This is a genomic window from Mesorhizobium sp. M4B.F.Ca.ET.143.01.1.1 (genome assembly GCF_004792275.1).
Lineage (GTDB): Bacteria > Pseudomonadota > Alphaproteobacteria > Rhizobiales > Rhizobiaceae > Mesorhizobium > Mesorhizobium abyssinicae.
The window spans coordinates 805793-825194 of sequence record NZ_SRSR01000001.1; the positions used below are offsets into that span (position 1 = coordinate 805793).

18 protein-coding genes are annotated in these 19402 nt (G+C 66.5%); 12 read left to right on the forward strand and 6 right to left on the reverse strand.

Going from position 1 to position 19402, the window contains the following annotated elements; all coding sequences use genetic code 11:
• Positions 1 to 17 precede the first annotated feature (17 nt).
• Positions 18 to 830: a LuxR C-terminal-related transcriptional regulator gene (locus EN786_RS03905; RefSeq protein WP_127310461.1), complete on the forward strand. Its 813-nt coding sequence runs from the start codon at positions 18 to 20 to the stop codon at positions 828 to 830.
• Here EN786_RS03905 and EN786_RS03910 read toward each other — a convergent pair.
• Positions 808 to 1461, reverse strand: coding sequence for a GntR family transcriptional regulator (locus EN786_RS03910; protein ID WP_245478297.1), 654 nt, complete (start codon positions 1459 to 1461; stop codon positions 808 to 810). The genes EN786_RS03905 and EN786_RS03910 overlap by 23 nt on opposite strands.
• Before the next feature lie 337 nt (positions 1462 to 1798).
• Between EN786_RS03910 and EN786_RS03915 the strand changes: the two genes are divergently transcribed.
• From EN786_RS03915 to atzF, 8 genes are all read left to right on the forward strand, one after another.
• A complete protein-coding gene (locus EN786_RS03915) occupies positions 1799 to 2926 on the forward strand; it encodes a BMP family ABC transporter substrate-binding protein (protein ID WP_127310460.1) in 1128 nt (375 codons plus the stop codon).
• Positions 2927 to 3003: 77 nt separating this feature from the next.
• The gene (locus tag EN786_RS03920) at positions 3004 to 4128 is read left to right on the forward strand and encodes an ABC transporter permease (RefSeq protein ID WP_127285557.1); all 1125 of its coding nucleotides are present in this window, start codon (positions 3004 to 3006) and stop codon (positions 4126 to 4128) included.
• Complete coding sequence (locus tag EN786_RS03925; RefSeq protein WP_127310458.1) at positions 4128 to 5054, forward strand: ABC transporter permease; 927 nt, start codon at positions 4128 to 4130, stop codon at positions 5052 to 5054. Before EN786_RS03920 ends, EN786_RS03925 begins: the two co-directional genes overlap by 1 nt.
• Positions 5055 to 5094: 40 nt before the next feature.
• Positions 5095 to 5796 (forward strand): isochorismatase family cysteine hydrolase, encoded by a 702-nt coding sequence (locus tag EN786_RS03930; RefSeq protein WP_127285559.1) that lies wholly within the window; start codon positions 5095 to 5097, stop codon positions 5794 to 5796.
• Positions 5797 to 5806: 10 nt separating this feature from the next.
• Complete coding sequence (locus tag EN786_RS03935; RefSeq protein WP_128347026.1) at positions 5807 to 7336, forward strand: ABC transporter ATP-binding protein; 1530 nt, start codon at positions 5807 to 5809, stop codon at positions 7334 to 7336.
• Positions 7336 to 8004 carry an isochorismatase family cysteine hydrolase gene (locus EN786_RS03940; protein WP_127392737.1) on the forward strand — a complete coding sequence of 223 codons (669 nt, stop codon included), beginning with the start codon at positions 7336 to 7338 and terminating at the stop codon, positions 8002 to 8004. Before EN786_RS03935 ends, EN786_RS03940 begins: the two co-directional genes overlap by 1 nt.
• A complete protein-coding gene (locus EN786_RS03945; RefSeq protein WP_127311056.1) occupies positions 7997 to 8347 on the forward strand; it encodes a cupin domain-containing protein in 351 nt (116 codons plus the stop codon). The genes EN786_RS03940 and EN786_RS03945 overlap by 8 nt, the downstream gene beginning before the upstream one ends.
• Positions 8344 to 10176, forward strand: a complete 1833-nt coding sequence (gene atzF / locus EN786_RS03950; RefSeq protein WP_127311057.1) for an allophanate hydrolase — start codon at positions 8344 to 8346, stop codon at positions 10174 to 10176. The genes EN786_RS03945 and atzF overlap by 4 nt, the downstream gene beginning before the upstream one ends.
• Before the next feature lie 66 nt (positions 10177 to 10242).
• On the opposite strand, the gene uxuA is transcribed toward atzF, so the two are convergent.
• A complete protein-coding gene (gene uxuA, locus EN786_RS03955; RefSeq protein ID WP_127311058.1) occupies positions 10243 to 11427 on the reverse strand; it encodes a mannonate dehydratase in 1185 nt (394 codons plus the stop codon).
• Between the two features lie 176 nt (positions 11428 to 11603).
• Between uxuA and EN786_RS03960 the strand changes: the two genes are divergently transcribed.
• The 3 genes from EN786_RS03960 to EN786_RS03970 all read left to right on the forward strand — a co-directional run bounded on the left by EN786_RS03960 (position 11604) and on the right by EN786_RS03970 (position 14850).
• A complete protein-coding gene (locus tag EN786_RS03960) occupies positions 11604 to 12386 on the forward strand; it encodes an SDR family oxidoreductase (RefSeq protein WP_127311059.1) in 783 nt (260 codons plus the stop codon).
• A 154-nt stretch (positions 12387 to 12540) separates the two neighbouring features.
• On the forward strand, positions 12541 to 13239 hold the full coding sequence (locus tag EN786_RS03965) for a GntR family transcriptional regulator (RefSeq protein WP_127286171.1): 699 nt from the start codon (positions 12541 to 12543) through the stop codon (positions 13237 to 13239).
• A 255-nt stretch (positions 13240 to 13494) separates the two neighbouring features.
• Positions 13495 to 14850 carry a glutamine synthetase family protein gene (locus EN786_RS03970; RefSeq protein ID WP_127286170.1) on the forward strand — a complete coding sequence of 452 codons (1356 nt, stop codon included), beginning with the start codon at positions 13495 to 13497 and terminating at the stop codon, positions 14848 to 14850.
• Positions 14851 to 14981: 131 nt separating this feature from the next.
• Here EN786_RS03970 and EN786_RS03975 read toward each other — a convergent pair whose 3' ends face one another.
• From EN786_RS03975 to EN786_RS03990, 4 genes are all read right to left on the reverse strand, one after another.
• The gene (locus tag EN786_RS03975; RefSeq protein WP_245478376.1) at positions 14982 to 15971 is read right to left on the reverse strand and encodes an ABC transporter permease; all 990 of its coding nucleotides are present in this window, start codon (positions 15969 to 15971) and stop codon (positions 14982 to 14984) included.
• Complete coding sequence (locus EN786_RS03980; protein ID WP_135907985.1) at positions 15968 to 17488, reverse strand: sugar ABC transporter ATP-binding protein; 1521 nt, start codon at positions 17486 to 17488, stop codon at positions 15968 to 15970. Before EN786_RS03980 ends, EN786_RS03975 begins: the two co-directional genes overlap by 4 nt.
• Before the next feature lie 61 nt (positions 17489 to 17549).
• On the reverse strand, positions 17550 to 18542 hold the full coding sequence (locus EN786_RS03985; protein WP_245478385.1) for a substrate-binding domain-containing protein: 993 nt from the start codon (positions 18540 to 18542) through the stop codon (positions 17550 to 17552).
• An 82-nt stretch (positions 18543 to 18624) separates the two neighbouring features.
• Positions 18625 to 19401, reverse strand: coding sequence for an SDR family oxidoreductase (locus tag EN786_RS03990; RefSeq protein ID WP_127287215.1), 777 nt, complete (start codon positions 19399 to 19401; stop codon positions 18625 to 18627).
• Position 19402 lies beyond the last annotated feature (1 nt).

A 19402-nucleotide genomic window follows, 5' to 3' on the forward strand; every position in this document is an offset into this window, starting at 1 on the left:
CGTTTAGAGGGGTATGAATGGCCGTTTCCCGCAGCGATGACTACAACGGGCTCGGCGCCGTCATCGCCGCGACGCGCGAGGCCGGCGGCGATCATTTCGGCCGCGCCATGGTCGGCTGGCTGCGCGGCCATGTCGGCTTCGATCACTGTGTCGTCTTCGGCTATCGCGGGGCTGCCCGCCCGCCGCTGCTCTTCGAGACCTTCTCACCGGCCGAGAGCCACGTCTTCGTCGCGCTCTATCAGGAGGGCCCCTATCTGCTCGACCCGTTCCATCACGCGGCGGTCGAGCGCAAGGAAGGCTTCTGGCGCATGCGAGAGCTGGCGCCGGACCGCTTCTATGCCAGCGAATACTATCGCTCCTACTACAGCCAGACCAAGCTAGCCGAGGAGGTCGGCTTCTTCGTCCCGCTGCAGGGCAAGGACGCGCTGGTGCTGTCGCTGATGCGGCTGCGCGCCTCGGGTCCGTTCGGCACCGCCGACGCCAGGCTGCTGCGCGACATGGCGCCGGCGGTGATCAGCCTGGTCAGGCTGCGCTGGCCTGGCCTGCCGGCCGACGAGCCGGCGACGACACCGCGCGACGAGGCGGCGGCTGTTCCCAGCGAGTTCGACCGCGCGCATATCTGGAAGAGCCTGTCGCTCACCTCACGCGAAAAGCAGGTGGTCGACCTCGTGCTTCAGGGCCACTCGACGGAATCGATCGCCCGGGCGCTGAGGATCGTGCCGGGAACCGTCAAGGTCCACCGCCGCAACATCTACCGCAAGCTCAAGATCAAATCGCAGGCCGGCCTCTTCGCGCGCTTCGTCGAGATCATTGACGCGCAGATCGGCTGAGCACGGAGGTCACCGGCTCTACGGCCGCGAACACCGCGCTCGCCTCGCTGACGATCGAGACATGATCCCTCGCCGCCTTGCCCGCCGCCGCCCCGTCGCCGCGCATGATCGCGGTGACGATCAGATCGTGTTCCTGCCAGGATTTGGCCAACCGGCCGGGCAGCATGAACTGCGCGCGGCGGAACGGCGCCAGCCGGCTGCGGGTCGTCACCGTCAGATCCTGGATATGCGCGTTGTGGGCGCCGCGATAAAGCCGGCTGTGGAACTCGGTGTTGAAGTATTCGTAATCCTCTTCCGCGCCGAGCTGCACCAGGCGCGCCGACGCCTGGTGCTCCATCTCGAGCGCCCGGCGCTCGCCCCCCGTCATGCGCTCGGCCGAAAAGCGCGCGCAGATCGCCTCCAGTTCGGCCATGCTCTCGAACATCGAGGCGAGATGTTCCTGCGTCACCACGGCGACGATGGCGCCGCGGTTGGGCCGCCTCTCGACAAGCCCCATGGCGCTCAGATGGCCGAGCGCCTCGCGGACGGGCGTGCGGGAGACCTCGAAACGGGCCGCGAGCGAGACCTCGTCGAGCCTTTCGCCGGGGCGCAGATAGCCGGTGACAATGCGGTCCGCGATCGCCCTCACCATCTGATCCACGGTCGTGCCCGACCTGACCAAGCTGCGCTTTGCCGACACGTCTCCTCCGTCCAGTTTGTTGCAGGCAGGCCCGCGAGGTGGACGGCTCCCAGGCTGAATTTCGACTCAAGGCTGCACCTGTATGCCTAGATTTTAACCGCAATGTCAAACTGGTCATTTATCAGGCAAAAAGTGCATGCACTTGCCTTGCGTTTATGCAGAGCCACTAAACCCACACATTGATTTTATTGCGAAAAAGCAAGGTTTGAAACTGGCACGGTGATTGCATGCACTTTTCCAGAAGACAGCAACCGACCCAGAGATGGGGTCCAAAAAGGGGAGCATCGATATGACCGAGAGACTCATGCTTAGCCGCCGCGATCTGCTCAGGACCTCCGCCGCCGGAGCGGCGCTCGGTCTGGCCTCGGCGGCCTTTCCGATCCGCAGGGCGTTCGCCGCCTCGGCGACCGTCGGCTTCATCTATGTCGGCCCGAAGGACGACTACGGCTACAACCAGGCGCATGCCGAAGGCGCCGCCACGCTGAAGAGCATCGAGGGCATTTCCGTTGTCGAGGAGGAGAACGTTCCCGAGACGGTCGACGTCCAGAAGACGATGGAATCGATGATCAACCTCGACGGCGCCTCGCTGATCTTCCCGACCTCCTTCGGCTATTTCGATCCGCATATGCTCGCCATGTGCGCGAAGTTCCCCGACGTTCAGTTCCGCCATTGCGGCGGCATGTGGAACAAGGACAAGCACCCGATGAACGCCGGTTCCTATTTCGGCTATATCGGCATGGGCCAGTACCTCAACGGCGTCGTCGCCGGTCACACCTCAAAGTCGAAGAAGCTCGGCTTCGTCGCCGCCAAGCCGATCCCGCAGGTCCTCCTCAACATCAATTCCTTCCTGCTCGGCGCTCGCTCGGTCGATCCGACGATCACCTGCCAGGTGATCTTCACCGGCGAATGGTCGCTGGCGGTCAAAGAGGCCGAGGCCACCAACGCGCTGGTCGACCAGGGCGCCGACGTCATCACCTGCCATGTCGACAGTCCCAAGGTGGTGGTCGAGACGGCCGCCGGCCGCGGCGCCTTCGTCTGCGGCTATCACGCCAACCAGAGCCCGCTTGCGCCGGAGAAATACCTGACCGGAGCGGAGTGGAACTGGGCCAAGGTCTACAAGATGTTCGTCGACGACCTCATCGCCGGCACCCCGCTGCCCAATTTCACCCGCGGCGGCCTGGCCGACGGCTTCGTCAAGATGAGCCCGCTCGGCCCAGCCGTCAGCGAAGCGGCCCGCAAGCAGTTCGACGGCACGCTGGCCGAAATGATGAAGGGCGGCTTCTCCGTCATCAAGGGTCCGCTGAAGAGCAACAAGGGCGTCGTCGTCGCCACCGAAGGCCAGGCTTTCGTCGAGACCGCCATCGAGCTCGAAAGCATGGACTATCTCGTCGAGGGCGTCGTCGGCTCGACCGCCTGAGCCGACGGCGTGTCGCCCAAAAGTGCGCAGCGGTTTTGGGCGACACGCATGGAACAACGACGAGTGGAGACGGGACGATGACGGACACCGTGAGCAGCGCCGGCGTGCCGGCCCTTCTCGGCGCCAGGGGATATCGGGCGGCGCTCGAATGGATTGCCAGGCGGGCGGAGGCCTTCGTCATCCCACTGGCGGCGCTGGTCGTCGGCATGGTGCTGTTCAGCCTGTTTGTCGCGCTGGTCGGCAAGTCGCCGCTCCAGCTCTACGAGACGATGTGGCGGGGCGGCTTCGGCTCCTGGTTCTCGATCCAGAACTCGCTGTCGCGCGGCGCGCCGCTCTTGCTCGCGGCGCTCTGCGTGGCGCTGCCGGCGCGCCTCGGGCTGGTCGTCATCGGCGGCGAGGGCGCGATCGTGCTCGGCGGCGTCGCGGCCGCCGCCATCGGCGTGGCGCTGAACGGCGCGCCGTCTTTTCTCGTCATCCTCCTCATGGGCGTGGGGGGTGTGGTCGCCGGCGGCATCTGGATTGGTGCCGTCGGCGCGCTCCGCCATTACCGCGCCGTCAACGAGACCATCTCCAGCCTGCTGATGGCCTATATTGCCATCGCCCTGATGAACCACCTGGTGGAAGGACCGCTGCGCGATCCGGCCTCGCTCAACAAGCCGTCGACCCAGCCGCTCGCCGACATCTACCGCATCGGCAACATTCCGGGCATGGAGGTGCATTGGGGGCTCGGCGTCGGCATCCTCGCCTGCGTGCTCTCCTGGCTGCTGATCGAGAAGACCCGCTGGGGCTTTGCCGCCCGCATCGCCGGCGGCAATGTCAGGGCAGCGCAGGTGCAGGGGCTTGCGGTCGGGCCGCTGATCGTCGGCTTCACCGCGCTTGCCGGCGGCTTCGCCGGCCTTGCCGGCATGCTGGAGGTCGCAGCCGTGCAAGGCAGCGCGAATGGCTCGCTTGCCGCCGGCTACGGCTACACCGGCATCCTCGTCGCCTTCCTTGCCCGCCACAATCCGCTCGCCATCATCCCGGTCGCCATCCTGCTTGGCGGCATCGACGCCTCCGGCGGCCTGATCCAGCGCCGCATGGACCTGCCCGACGCGACCGTGCTGGTGCTGCAGGGCATGCTCTTCATCGTCATCCTGTTCAGCGAGACCTTCTACGGCCGCTTCAAGCTCTTCAACCCCGACCTGTGGCAGAGGAGCACCTGATGGAGACGACCGACATCGGGCTGTGGGGCGTGCCGCTCGCCATGCTGGGCGGCGCCATCCGCGTGTCCACGCCCTTCATCTTCGTCTCACTGGGCGAAGCCATCACCGAGCGTTCCGGCCGCATCAATCTCGGCCTCGAAGGCACGCTGGTGTTCGGCGCCATGAGCGCCTACGCAGTGGCGGTAGTGACCGGTTCGCCCTGGCTCGGCCTTTTGGCCGCTGCCTTCGCCGGCCTCTGCTTCGGCCTCTTCCACGGCTGGATCTGCAAGTTCCCGAAGGTCAACGACATCGCCATCGGCATCGCCCTGATGCTGTTCGGCTCCGGGCTAGCCTTCTTCTTCGGCAAGCCTTTCATCCAGCCCTCGGCGCCCGACCTGCCGGCGATCCCGTTCGGCGCCTGGTCGAGCATTCCGCAGGTGCAGGCGGCGCTCAACGTCAACGTGCTGTTCCTGATCGGCGCGGCGCTTGCCGTCTTGCTCTGGTGGGCCTTCCGCAACACCCGTGTCGGCCTGATCGTGCGTGTCGTCGGCGACAGCGCCGATGCCGCGCGCGCCATGGGCCTCAACCCGAACACGGTGCGCCTGCTGGCCACCGGCGCCGGCGGCGCGCTGGCCGGCATCGGCGGCGCCTATCTGTCGCTCTACTATCCCGGCAGCTGGACCGAGCGCATCTCGTCGGGCCAGGGGCTGATGGCGGTGGCGCTGGTCATCTTCGCGCGCTGGAACCCGCTCGGCTGCTTTGCCGCCGCGCTGCTGTTCGGCGGCGCCGGCGCCCTCGGGCCGGCGCTGCAGTCGGTGGGCGTCACGCAAGGCTACTACCTGTTCTACGCCGCGCCCTACATCCTCACCCTTGTCATCATGATCGCCACCTCGTCTCCGAGCCGCACACTCGCCGGCGCGCCCGGCGAACTGTCGATCACCAAGTGACCGCATCCCAGGAACCGCTCGCGAGACCGGAGTTTTTGCCATGAACGCCAGAGCCGAGATCACCCAGCGCTACATCGACGCCGATCCCTATCCCTGGCCCTACAATGGCGACCTGAGGCCGGACAACACGGCGTTGATCATCATCGACATGCAGACCGATTTCTGCGGGCCGGGCGGCTATGTCGACCACATGGGCTATGACCTGTCGCTGGTCAGGGCGCCGATCGAGCCGATCAAGGCGGTGCTCTCGGCGATGCGGGCCAAGGGCTACACCATCATCCACACGCGCGAGGGCCATCGTCCCGACCTCGCCGACCTGCCCGCCAACAAGCGCTGGCGCTCGCGCCGCATCAATGCCGGCATCGGCGACCCCGGTCCTTGCGGACGCATCCTGGTGCGCGGCGAGCCGGGCTGGGACATCATCCCCGACCTCTATCCGGCCGAGGGCGAGCCGATCATCGACAAGCCGGGCAAGGGCTCGTTCTGCGCAACCGATCTCGAGCTGATCCTCAACCAGCGCGGCATCGCCAACATCGTGCTTACCGGCATCACCACCGACGTCTGCGTTCACACCACCATGCGCGAGGCCAACGATCGCGGCTTCGAATGCGTGATGCTGGAGGATTGCTGCGGAGCCACCGACCACGGCAACCATCTGGCGGCGATCAAGATGATCAAGATGCAGGGCGGTGTGTTCGGCGCGGTGTCGAATTCCGCCGCGCTCGTCGCCCAGCTGCCGTGAGGAACCGGCGATGAGCGGAACTCACAGAAAGGCGATCGGCGTCGAGACCATCGGCATGACCATGCGTTTCGGCGCCTTCACTGCACTCGACGACGTCTCGATCAAGGTGCCGGCAGGTTCCTTCCATGCTCTGCTCGGCGAGAACGGCGCCGGCAAGTCGACGCTGGTCAAATGCATGATGGGTTTCTACCGCCCGACGTCGGGCGACATGCTGGTCGACGGCCGGGAGGTCGCGATCGCCAGCCCCAGGGATGCTTCGGCGCTGGGCCTCGGCATGGTCTACCAGCATTTCACGCTGGTGCCTTCGCTGACCGGCGCCGAGAACCTGGTCATCTCGCGAGAAAAGGTGCCCGGCGTCATTGACTGGCGCAAGGAGCGCGGCGCGCTCGCCGCCTTCATGGAGCGCATGCCGTTCAAACTGCCGCTCGACGTCAAGGTGGCCGAGCTTGCCGCCGGCGAGAAACAGAAGCTGGAGATCATCAAGCAGCTTTACCTCGGCCGCAATTTCCTGGTGCTGGACGAGCCGACATCCGTGCTCACCCCGGGCGAGGCGCAGGAAGTGCTTGGCCTGGTGCGCGGCATGACGAAGGCCGGCGATCTCACCGTGCTGATGATCTCCCACAAATTCCACGAGGTCACTGCATTCGCCGACGACATCACAGTGCTGCGCAAGGGCAGGCTCACCGGGACCGGCAAAGTGTCAGACCTTTCCCACAGGGAGATGGCGGCGATGATGATCGGCGACCAGCCGATCGCTGCACTCGACAGCCGTCTCGAGCCCAGGGCGGACGCCGAGATTGTGCTCAAGGTGAAAGCGCTGAAAGCACTGGACCGCACCGGTCTCAAATCGATCGACATCGCCGACCTCGGCGTGCGCTCCGGCGAGATCGTCGGCATCGCCGGCATCTCCGGCAACGGCCAGAAGGAGTTCCTGGAGGTGCTGGCGGGCCAGCGTGCCCGCGACCAGGGCGAAGTCATGGTTCGAGGAACGGCCTATGCGGCGACGCGCGCCGAGGCGCGCGCGCTCAATGTGCGCCTGATCCCGGAGGAACCGCTGAAGAATGCCTGCGCGCCAAGGATGACGGTCGCCGAGAACATCGCCTTCCGCACCTTCGACGTCGACGGCAGCGGCAGGCCGGTGAGCTGGATCAGCGCTGGCGCCATCAAATCCTTCAGCGCCCGCCTGGTCGAGCAGTTCAAGGTCAAGACCGCATCGCTCTCCTCGCCGATCGCCTCGCTGTCGGGCGGCAACGTGCAGCGCGCGGTGCTCGCCCGCGAACTGACGGGCGAGGTCGATCTGCTGATCGTCTCCAACCCCTGCTTCGGGCTCGACTTCTCCGCCGTCGCCGAGATCCGCGCCCGCATCATGAAGGCACGCAACGCGGGCGCCGCGGTGCTGCTGATGTCGGAGGACCTCGACGAGTTGCTGGAGCTTTCCGACCGCATCCTCGTCATGTCCGACGGCGCGCTCGTCTACGAGACGCCGATCGCGCAGGCGAGCGTGCAGACGATCGGCGAGCACATGGCGGGGCATCACTGATGGCGGAAATCGCGGCGCAGCCTTTCGCCTTTGCCTTCAGGCCCGAGACGACGGCGCTCATCGTCATCGACATGCAGCGCGACTTCGCCGAGTCGGGCGGCTTCGGCGCCAGCCTCGGCAATGACGTCGGCCGGGTGGTGGCGATCGTGCCGACCGTGAAGAAGCTGATCGAGGGCTTTCGCGCCGCCGGCCTGCCGGTGATTCACACCATGGAGTGCCACAGGCCCGACTTGTCGGACCTGCCGCCCGCCAAGCGCGACCGCGGCAAGCCGACGATCCGCATCGGCGATGTCGGACCGATGGGACGCGTGCTGATCGCCGGCGAGCCCGGCACGGCGATCCTCGACGAACTCGCGCCATTGCCCGGCGAGATCGTCATCGAGAAGCCCGGCAAGGGCGCCTTCTACGCGACCGGCCTCGGCGACGACCTGAAGCGGCTAGGCGCCCGCCAACTGGTCTTTGCCGGCGTCACCACCGAGGTTTGCGTGCAGACGACGATGCGCGAGGCCAACGACCGCGGCTATGAATGCCTGGTCGCGGAGGATGCGACGGAAAGCTATTTTCCCGAGTTCAAGGCGGCCGCGCTCGCCATGATCAGGGCGCAAGGCGCGATCATCGGCTGGACGGCGACGACCGATCAGGTGCTCGAGGGGATTGCGAATGCCTAATCTCAGTTTTGCCGGCCTGCTTGACGGCGGCTGGCGCGATCTGGCGTTCGAGCCTTTCCGCGACGGCATCGGCGTGCACTGGCTGCTCAAGGGCGGGCCGGTCGAGCCGTCGGTCGCGGTCCTCAAATACCAGCCGGGCGCCGGCGTGCCACGCCACCGTCATGTCGGGCTGGAAACCATCGTCGTGCTGGAAGGCACCCAGAGCGACGAGAACGGCGACTATCCGGCGGGCAGCGTGATCCTCAATCCGGTCGGCACCGAGCATTCGGTGTGGACGAAGGACGGTTGCGTCGTCCTGATCCAGTGGGACCTGCCGGTGATCATTCTGGGGGAGACGAGATGAGCGACATCCATTTCGATATCGGCAGCCTGCACGCGGCCTACCAAGCCGGCATCGGCATCGCCGAGGTGATCGATACGGTGCTGACCCGCATCGCGGCGGCCGCCGACCCCGGCATCTTCATCCACCTTGCGACGAGAGCCGAGATGCTGGCTGAGGCCGAAGCGCTCTGCCCGTTCGACCCCGTGGCCATGCCGCTCTGGGGCATCCCCTTCGCCGTCAAGGACAATATCGATGTCGCCGGCATGCCGACCACGGCCGCCTGCGCCGAATTTGCCTACACGCCCGCAAGCGACGCAACCGTGGTGGCGAGGCTCAAGGCTGCGGGCGCCCTGGTCGTGGGCAAGACCAATCTCGACCAGTTCGCCACCGGCCTCGTCGGCGTGCGCACGCCATGGCCGATCCCGAGGAATGCGATCGATCTGAAGCTGGTGCCGGGCGGCTCCTCCTCCGGCTCGGCGGTGGCGACGGCGCGCGGCATCGTCTCCTTCGCACTCGGCACCGATACCGCCGGCTCGGGCCGCATTCCGGCCGGCCTCAACAGCATCGTCGGACTGAAGCCGACCGTCGGCGCACTGTCGACGGCCGGCGTCGTGCCGGCCTGCCGGACGCTCGACTGCGTGTCGGTCTTCGCGCTGACCGTCGACGACGCCTACGCGGTATTCTCCATCGCCGCCGCGCGCGACGCAACCGATCCGTATTCGCGTGACATCGCCGTCCAGCCGCTCGTGGCGCACGCCCCGGTACTGAACGTCGGCATCCCGGTAAAAGCCGACCTGAAATTCTTCGGCGATACGGCGATGCAGGCCGGCTTCGAGGCCTCGCTTGCCATGCTGTCGCGGCTCGGTTGCCGGCTTGTCGAGATCCCGTTCGGCGACTTCTACGCCACCGCCGATCTGCTCTACGAAGGCGCCTGGGTGGCGGAGCGCTATGCGGCGATCCGCGATTTCTTCGAGGTGAATGAAGCAGCGCTCCATCCGGTGACGCGCAAGATCATCGGCGGCGCCCGAAACCTGTCGGCGGCCGACGCCTTCCGCGGCTTCTATGCCTTGCAGGCCTACAAGGCCCGGCTCGCCCCGGTGATCGCCTCCGTAGACCTGTTCTGCGTGCCGACCGCGCCGACCCACTACACCGTCGATGCCGTGCTTGCCGATCCGATCGCCACCAACAGCCGGCTCGGCACCTACACCAATTTCGTCAATCTGCTCGACATGTGCGGCATCGCCGTGCCCACCGGCACGCGCGACGACGGTCTGCCGATGAGCGTGACCCTGCTGGCGACTGCCGGACGAGACGGCCTTGCGGCATCCGTCGCGCGCGACCTCCACTCGGCGAGCGGCCTCGCCCTCGGCGCGACCGGTTGGCGGCAGTCGAGCGCACAGCCTGTCGGCGCATCGGCCGAGGACGGCACGATCGAGTTGGTGGTGGTTGGCGCGCATCTTTCGGGAATGCCGCTCAACGGCCAGCTGAAGGAGGCCGGCGCGCGCTTCTGCAGGGCGGCGCGGACCAGCTCTTCTTACAAGCTCTATGAGCTTGCCGGCCAGACCACACCCAAACCGGGGCTCATCCGGGTCGGCAGCGGCGGCGCCGCGATCGAGGTCGAGGTCTGGCGGCTTTGCGCCGATGCCTTCGGCCGTTTCGTCGCCGCCATTCCGCCGCCGCTCGGCATCGGCACCATCGAGCTCAACGACGGCACATCGGCGAAAGGGTTCCTGGCCGAAACCGCCGGCCTGCTGGCTGCGACGGACATCTCCGCCTATGGCGGCTGGCGCAATTTCGTCGCCAGGACCCACGAGGCGCGGCGGCAACTGGAAAGCGTTCCCTCCAGATGAACGGAGGGGCCAGCCGGATCGGCAGGGTTCAAGGCCCGCCTCGCTGAAGGGTTCGGGGGAGCAGCCTCAGGCCAGTTCGAACCGCTCCACCGCCCGCATGATGCCGCGCAATTCGGCAAGGCCCTTGAGCCGCCCGATCAGCGAATAGCCGGGGTTGATCCTGGTCTTGCCGATGTCGTCGGCAAGCAGATGGCCATGGTCCGGACGCATCGGGATGCGCCAGTCGGACCGGCCTTCCTTGCGCCGGCGCGCCTCCTCCTTCATTAGCGCCAGGATGACCGCCGCCATGTCGGTCGAGCCCTCCAGATGCTCGGCCTCGTAGAAGGAGCCGTCCGCCTCGCGCGTCACGTTGCGCAGATGCGCAAAATGGATCCTTGGCGCGAATTCCCCGACCATTGCGACAAGATCGTTGTCGGCGCGCACGCCGTAGGAGCCGGTGCAGAAGGTCAGGCCGTTGGCCGGGTTGTCGACCGTCTCCAGGATGAAGCGCGCGTCGGCGGCGGTGGAGACGACCCGCGGCAGCCCGAACAGCGAGAAGGGCGGATCGTCCGGGTGGATGCACATGCGCGCCCCGACCTCCTCGGCGACCGGGATGATCTCCTTCAGGAACCAGGCCAGGTTGGCGCGCAGTTCCGCCGGGCCGATCGCGTCGTAATCGGCGAGCGCCTCGCGCATCGTCTCGCGATTGTACTTGCGCTCGGTGGCCGGCAGGCCGGCGATCAGGTTGAGCTCGACCTTTTCGATCTGCTCGTCGCTGAGCGATTTCAGCCGCGCTTCCGCTTCCTTGAGGCGTGCCTGGTTGTAGCTCGCCTCGGCATTCTTTCGCTTCAGCACGAAGACGTCATAGGCGGCGAAGTCGATCGCATCGAAACGCAACGCGTAGCCGGTGGTCGGCAGCCGGTGCATGAGATCGGTGCGCGTCCAGTCGACCACCGGCATGAAATTGTAGCAGATGGTGGAGATGCCGGCCTTGGCCAGCGCCCTGATCGTGTCCTTGTACCAGCCGGCATAGCGCTGCCGCTCCGCAGAACCGATCTTGATCGAGTTGTGGACGGGAATGCTTTCCACCACCGACCAGGTGAGCCCGCCCGCCTCGACGAGGCGCTTGCGCTCGAGGATGGCGTCCAGCGGCCAGGCGCTGCCGTCATAGATGTTGTGCAAGGCCGTCACGATGCCGGTCGCTCCGGCCTGTTTGATATGGTCGAGCGTGACCGGATCGTCCGGCCCGTACCAGCGCCAGCATTGTTCCATGGGTGCCTCTTTCCTGATTCCGGCGGACCTTATTGTCGGCCCTGACGGCGAGTCAAATCGGGCAGCCACAGTCGACGGGACGCGCGTTCTTGTCGCTCGTCATCCAGCGCATTATGAGGGTCGGCAACGGCGTCGCGCGCCGGCAATTCCCGGCGGACAATCACGGAGTGTCGGCAATGAAGGATTTCGACGGCAAGGTCGCACTGGTGACCGGAACGACCGGCATCGGCCTGGCAAGCGCCAGGCGCCTGGCGGCGGGCGGGGCGGCGATCATCGCGCTCGGCATCGACGAGCACGCCAATGCGGCGATGCAGGCCGAATTCGACCGCAACGGCGCCGCCGCGCTGGTGGCGACTGTCGATGTGTCCGTGCCGGACCAGGTCGCCCAGGCGATCGCCGACGGTGTCGGCCGCTTCGGCGGGCTGGACGTCATCGTCAACTCCGCGGCCGTCCACCCCTACGGCACCGCCACCAGCACCGATTTCGAGACCTGGAACCGGGCGATGTCCGTCAATGTCGGTTCCATCTACCTCACCGCCCACTACGGCATCCCCGAGATGATCAAGCGCGGCGGCGGCGCCATCGTCAACGTCGCCTCGGTGCAAGGCACTGCCTGCCAGCAGAACGTCGCCGCCTATGCCACCACCAAGGGCGCCATCCACACGCTGACGCGCTCGCTGGCGCTCGACTATGCCCGCCAGGGCATCCGCGTGAATTCGGTCAGCCCGGGGTCGGTCCGCACGCCGATCCTCGAAAGGGCCGCGCGCGGCGACGACCCGAACGCCGACATCGAGGCCGCCTTCAGGCGCTTCGGCGAGGCGCACCCGCTCGGCCGCATCGGCGAGCCGGAGGAAGTGGCCGAACTCATCGCCTTCCTGTGCTCGTCCAAGGCAAGCTTCTGCACCGGCGCCGACTACAGGATCGATGGCGGCCTGCTGGCCGGCATTGGCGTGAGATGAGGGCATCGACGGCAACGGGACGGATGGCCGCCGCCGCCCGCACTTGCGGCGGCGCGCTTTAACCGTCTATCGTGGTTCGAAAGCCCGTAACGCATCCGGCCCGCCGACAGAGCGACCGGGCAGATTTCAGGACGAGTGAAGCAACGCATCGCCAATGGCCGACAAATCGCAATTCGGGCTGACCGCTGTCGATACCGTTCCGCTGCATGAGAAAGTCTATCTGGAGCTCGTGCGCGCACTGATGTCGGGCCAGTTGCAGCCCGGCCAGAAGCTGACCTCGCGCAAGCTCGCCAAGGAGCTCGGCACCAGCGACATGCCGGTGCGCAGCGCCTTCACCCGGCTGCAGGCGCTGCGGGCGCTGAGCCCGATGCCGAACGGCAGCGTCGAGGTGCCGCTGATCTCCGCCGAGCGCTTCCAGCAACTGACCGCCGTGCGCACGATCCTGGAAGGTACGGCCACCGGGCTCGCCACCAACCGCATCAACGGCAACAACCTGCGCGCCATCCGCCGCCATTGCACCGAGCTCACCCAAGCCGCCCGCAGCGGTGACATCGACGACTATCTGCGCAAGAACCACGACTTCAAATTCTCGATCTACCGCCACTGCGGGAACGAGCAGATGATCTTCCTGATCGAGACGGTGTGGATGCAGGTCGGCCCGTTTCTGAGGAACCTGGCGATCGGCTTCGAGGACGGCCTCGCCGGCATTCTCGGCATCGACTATCACGAGGAAGTCGTCGCGGCGATCGAGGCCGGCGACGGCGAACGGGCCCGCGCGGCCATCGTGCGCGACATCGACGAGGGGGCGACACACATCCTCGGCCAGGTGAAGTTTCCGGAACTACGCCACTAGGCAGACCGCAGGGCCATTCGAGCGCGCGCCGAAGGCCTCGCCAAATCCCGGCTTGGCTTTCCTGCGTCATCCAGCTATGTTGCGATCGCAGATCGCACAATATGGACCTGAAATGCCCCCCGATATCCCAGCTAGCAAATTGAAAAAATGAAGGAAAATTGCCTGGAAGCATCCATGGCGACCTTCATGAACTCACAAGCTGAAAAATGGATATCGTAGCCGCGATGGCTACAGAAAGAACCAAGGGGCTGGAAATTGAGCGATGCAATTGCCGACGTTTTGAACTGGCTTGAAAGCAGGGAGGACATCCAGAGCCTGAGGGCCGCGGTGTGCGATCTCAACGGCATCATGCGCGGCAAGCGCATTCCCGTCGAGCAGGCGCGCAAGGCGCTCGAAGGCAAGCTGCGCATGCCCTACTCACTGATCGGGCTCGACATCTGGGGCGAGGATATCGAAGGCAATGCGCAGGTCTTCTCGACCGGCGACGCCGATGGGCTTTGCCAGTGGACCGGGCGCGGCATCCTGCCCGTCAACTGGACGGCGCATCCGACGGCGCTTCTGCCGCTGTGGCTCGCCGATGAAAACGGCGCGCCCTATCTCGGCGACCCGCGCCGCGCGCTCGCCCGCATCCTCGACCGCTACGCCGCGCTCGGCCTGACGCCGGTCACCGCGACCGAGCTCGAATTCTACCTCGTCGACCCGACATCGCAGCGGCCCGTCGGGCCTGTCTCGCCGATCACCGGCCGGCGCCTCGATTCCGATGCCGCGCTCTCGATCGACGAGATCGACGATTTCGAGGCCTTCATCCATGACGTCTACGAGGCCTGCCGCATGCAGGGCATCCCCGTCGACACCGCGATCGCCGAGAACGGGGTCGGCCAGTTCGAGATCAACCTCAACCATGTGCCGGATGCCTTGCGCGCCGCCGACGACGCCGTGCTCTTCAAGCGCACCGTCAAGGGCATCGCCCGCAAGCACGGCTTTGCCGCTTGCTTCATGGCCAAGCCTTATGGCGAGCGCGCCGGCAACGGTTTCCACGTCCATTTCAGCGTCATCGATCGCGACGGCCGCAACATTTTCGACGACGGCAGCGACCAGGGCTCCGACACCATGCGCCACGCGGTGGGCGGCCTGCTCGCGGCGATGGCCGAGAGCACGCTGGTGTTCGCGCCGCACTTCAATTCCTACCGCCGGCTGCGCCCGCGCTCCTACGCGCCGACCGCGGTTGCGTGGGGCTACGAGAACCGCATGGTGGCGATCCGCATTCCCGGCGGCCCCGCCGCGGCGCGCCGCATCGAGCACCGCGTGTCCGGCGCCGACGCCAATCCCTACCTGGTGCTGGCGGCTATCCTTGGCGCGGCGCTCGTCGGGATCGAAAAGGAACTGTCGCCCGGCGAACCGACCGGCGGCGAGGGACAAGGGCTCACGCTGGCGAAGCTGCCGCCGGACTGGGCCTCGGCCATTGCCAGCTTCGAAAGCGGGCCGCTCGTCGCCGAGATCTTCCCGGCTACGCTGCGCCAGTCCTTCGTCGCCTGCAAGCGCCAGGAATTGAACACCTTCGCGCTCAATGTCAGCGACTTCGAGATCGAGACCTATCTGGAGAGCGTCTAGAGCAATTCCAGGAAAAATGTGAAACGGTTGGGCTCGGCGGCTTCGCCGTAGCCTTCCGTCCGGAATTGCATCAAAACAATGAGTTAGAGCAGGCCGCCGTATCCGTGAAACGGTGAACTGCTCTAGTCAGCTCACTCTCCGGTCCGCGCCCGCTGGCGTTCCTGGACGATGACCGCCAGGATCAGCAGCGCGCCCTTGGCGAGCAGCTGATAGAAGGTCGGAACGCTGGTCAGGATCATGCCGTTGTTGAGCACGCCGATGATCAGCACGCCAAGCATGGCGCCGACGATCGTGCCCTTGCCGCCCTGCAGCGCGCAGCCGCCGAGGATCGCGGCGGTGATCGCTTCCAGCTCCAGCCCCTGGCTGCCGGAGGCAGGCTGGCCGGACATGGTGCGGCTGGCAAGCACCAGGCCGGCCACTGCCGCCGCGAACCCGCTCATCGCATAGATAGAGATCTGGTAGCGGCGGATCGGGATCCCGGCCAGCCGCGCCACCGTCGGATTGCCGCCGAGCGCGTAGATGTTGCGGCCGACGACCGTCTCGCGGGTGAAGACGATGAACGCCGCCATCGCCGCGATCAGCAGCCAGATGGCGAAGGGCAGGCCGAAGAGCGTGCCGATGCCCAGCGCCCGCAGACTGTCGCCGGTGATCGGGATCGAGTTGCCGTTGTTCATCAGATAGGCGAGGCCGCGGAAGGCCGACATCGTTCCGAGCGTGGCGATCACCGCGTTGACCGGACCGTAGACGATGATCAACCCGTTGATCGCGCCCGCCAGCAGGCCGGCAAGCAGGCCGGCCAGAATGCCGATCGGTATGGAACCGGTTTCCTGCGCGGCGACGGCAAGCACCATGGTGCTCAGGCCGACGATCGATCCGACCGATATGTCGAGCCCGCCGGAGACGATGACGACCGTCTGCGCCATGGCGAGGATGCCGAGGAGGGTGACCGCGAGGCCGATGTTGATCAGGTTGCGCGGTGTGAAGAAGACGTCCGGCCTCAGCGCGCCAAAAATCGCCAACAGCACCACCAGCGCGATCAGCAGGCTGATGTTCTGCGCGCCGATGCGGCCAAGCAGGGTTGCCGGCACGCGCTCGCGGCCGGCCGTCGCAGTATCGGTCACGATACCCTCCTTTCGATTGTCTCTTTCCCCGAGCGCATGGCCAGCGCCAGCACGGCCTCCTCGCTCGCCTCCTGCCAAGGCAGCTCGCCGCTGATGCGTCCGCCCTGCATGACCAGCACGCGGTCGGCGAGGCCGAGCAGCTCCGGCATTTCGGAGGAGATGAGCAGGATGGCGAGGCCCCGGTCGGCCAGGCTTTCGATCAACCTGTAGATCTCCGCCTTGGCGCCGACGTCGATGCCGCGCGTCGGCTCGTCGAGGATGAGCACCGCCGGCCCGCGCGCCTGCCAGCGGGCGAACACGACCTTCTGCTGGTTGCCGCCGGAAAGTTTTCCCACCGCCTGTTCGATCGACGGCGTCTTGACCCTGAGCTCGGCGACGTGATGGGCGACCAGCGCGCGCTCGCGGCGGCGGCTGAAGAAGCCGTAGCGCGACACCTTGTCGGGCACCACCAGGCTGACATTGTCGCGCACCGCCTGCATCAGAAGCAGCGCCTCCTGCTTCCGGTCTTCCGGCACCAGCCCGATACCTGCGGCCACGGCATCCGAAGGCTCGCGCGGCCGGTAAGGTTGGCCGCCGGCCGCCATCTGCCCCGACTGCAGCGGATCGAGGCCGACGATGGCGCGCGCGACTTCCGTGCGCCCGGCGCCGACCAGGCCGCCCAGCCCGACAATCTCGCCCGCCCTCACCTCGAAGCTGATCCCCTGGACACGCCGTGTCGTGACATCGTTGAGCGCCAGCCGCACCGGTCCGAGCGTGCGCTCCTTGCGGTTGAACAGATCGCTCACCGGCCTGCCCACCATCAGCCGCACCATGCGCTGCTCGTCGAGCTCTGCGATCGGCTCGTCGGCGACGCGGCTGCCGTCGCGCATCACCACGCAACGGTCGGCAAGCTCGATGATCTCGCGCAGCCGGTGCGAGATGTAGATCACCGCGACGCCATCGGCCTTCAGCCGCCGGATGACCCGGAACAGCCGCTGCGCCTCATCCTCCGTGAGCGACGAGGTCGGCTCGTCGAAGGCGAGCAGCCGCGCCCCTGGGCGCAGCGCGCGCATGATCTCGATCAGTTGCCTGAGCGCCGGGCTCAGGCCATGGCAGCGTTGCCCGGGTGACAGCACGTCGACCACGCCGAAGGTGTTGAGCAGCTCGAGGCTGCGCCGCTCCAGATCCGTGCGGTCGAGAAAAATCCCGCCCCGCGCCTTGATGTCGCCGATGAAGATGTTTTCCGCCACCGTCAGCTCCGGGATGATCTCCGGCTCCTGGTGGATGACCCGGATGCCCGAGCCGTGTGCTGCGCGTGGCGAGTTGAGCTGGACCGGCTGACCATCGACCAGAACGCGACCGCTGTCCGGGCGATGCTCGCCCTCCAGCACGCGCATCAGCGTGGACTTGCCGGCGCCGTTCTCGCCGATCAAAGCGGTGATCTCGCCGGCATGGAAGGCAACGGAGACGTCGCGCAGCGCCTGCACCGCGCCGAAGCGCTTGCTGACGCCCTCGACGGAAACGACGGGCACGGTCATCGGCGCGCGGCTCCCTGTGAGGCCGCGCGCCCCGAGGCCGACAATGAGGCCGGAAGGAAGCCTAGGACTTGCAACCGAGCGTGTCCTTGAACTTGGCGAAGTTCTCGCCGCTGATCAGCGTCGCGTCCTGGAAATAGTCCTTCTGCATTTCCTTGCCAGTGGCTTGGTCATAGAGCGCCTGGATCGCCGCGGCGCCATGCTTGGCGCTGTCCAGCCACATCGTGCCGCGGAAGCCGGTGGGCTTGCCGGAGCCGAAGGCCTCGCAGGAGCGCGAGCCGTCGATGCCGATGCCGATGACGTTCTCCGGCTTCATGCCGGCATTCTCGGTGGCGCGCACACCGCCGAGCACGCCGTCGTCGTTGCAGGAGTAGAAGATCCACTTCTCGGCGTCCGGATTGGCCGTCAGCGTCGTCGACACCACGTCGATCGAGTTGACCATGGTGTTGTCGTAGGGGATCGACAGGATGCGCGACTTGATCTCCGGGATCGCCGCGACGAGCGCTTCCTCGGCGCCCTTGTTGCGGCGCATGCAGGTATCGGCCTTCTGGTCCTCGATCGAGCCGACGCGCACCTTGGAAAGGTCCTTGTCCCAGCCCTCGGCCTTGACGATGCGGGCGATCTCGCCGCCGACCTGCTTGCCGATGTTGAGCGCGTTCATGCCGACATAGGCGACCGGGCTGCCGTCGGCAAAGGCGATGTCGTCGTCGACCGCGATCAGTCCGATCTTGGCGGCCTTGGCCTTGTCGGCGACGACCGGGCCGAGCGAACGGTCAGGCACCACCACGGCAATGCCTTTGACGCCGTCGCCGACATAGGTGTCGAAGGTGGTGACGGCGAGGTTGGCGTCGAACTGGACATCCTGCACCAGGAGATCGACGCCGAGCTCTTTGGCCTTGTCCTTGGCGCCCTGCACCTCGCGGACGAACCACGGGTGATCGCCCATCTTGTTGATGTAGCCGAACTTCATCTTGTCCTGCGCGCCCGCGCCGTGGACCGTCAGAGCGACGGCTGCGGTCGCGGCCACCGCAAGGCATGCCTTGATCATTGGTTTCATGGTTTCCTCCCTCTGGATCCCGGCCGGCGAGACCCCATTTTGCTTGAAGACGTTCCCGGCGACCGGCCGCCGGCGCGAAACCTCATTCGTGGTAGAGAACCGAGCGCCCGCCATCGATGACGATGCAGGCCGCGTTGATGAACGGCGCCTCGTCGGAGCCGAGGAAGACGGCGGTCATGGCCACTTCCTCCGGCCGGCCGATGCGGCGCGGCGGATGCAAATCGTAGGTGCGCTGGCGCTCGGCCTGCGGGTCTGGGAATGTGTTCCAGTAGTCGACCGCGATCTGCGTCTCGATGTAGCCGGGCGCAATCGCGTTCACGCGGATGCCCTCGGCCGCGTATTGGATGCCGAGCGACCGCACCAGGCCGAGCAGCCCGTGCTTGGCGACCGGATAGGGAAAGGTCGACGGGATGATCGCGAAGGAATGACAGGACGCGATCGCGACGATCGAACCCTGTTTCTGGTCGCGCATCGCCGGCAGCACCGCGCGCGCCGAATACCAGACGCCGTCGAGATCGACGGCAAAGCAGCGCCGCCATTCGTCTTCGGTGGTTTCCAGCGGCTCGTGGAACACGTTGATGCCGGCATTGGCGACCAGCACGTCGATGCGGCCGAAGGCGCGGAGTGCCTGCTCGGCCGTCGTCTCGCAAGAGCCGGCGTCCGCGACATCGGTTTCAACGAACAGCGCCTTCACGCCGCAGTCGGCAAGCGACGCTGCGACGCTCTTTCCGGTCGCCGCGTCCTTTTCCGCGACGACGATCACCGCCCCTTCGGCGGCCATGGCGCGCGCCGTCGCCTCGCCGATGCCACGCCCGGCGCCGGTGATGATCACCACCTTGTCTTTGAGACGCCCGGCCATG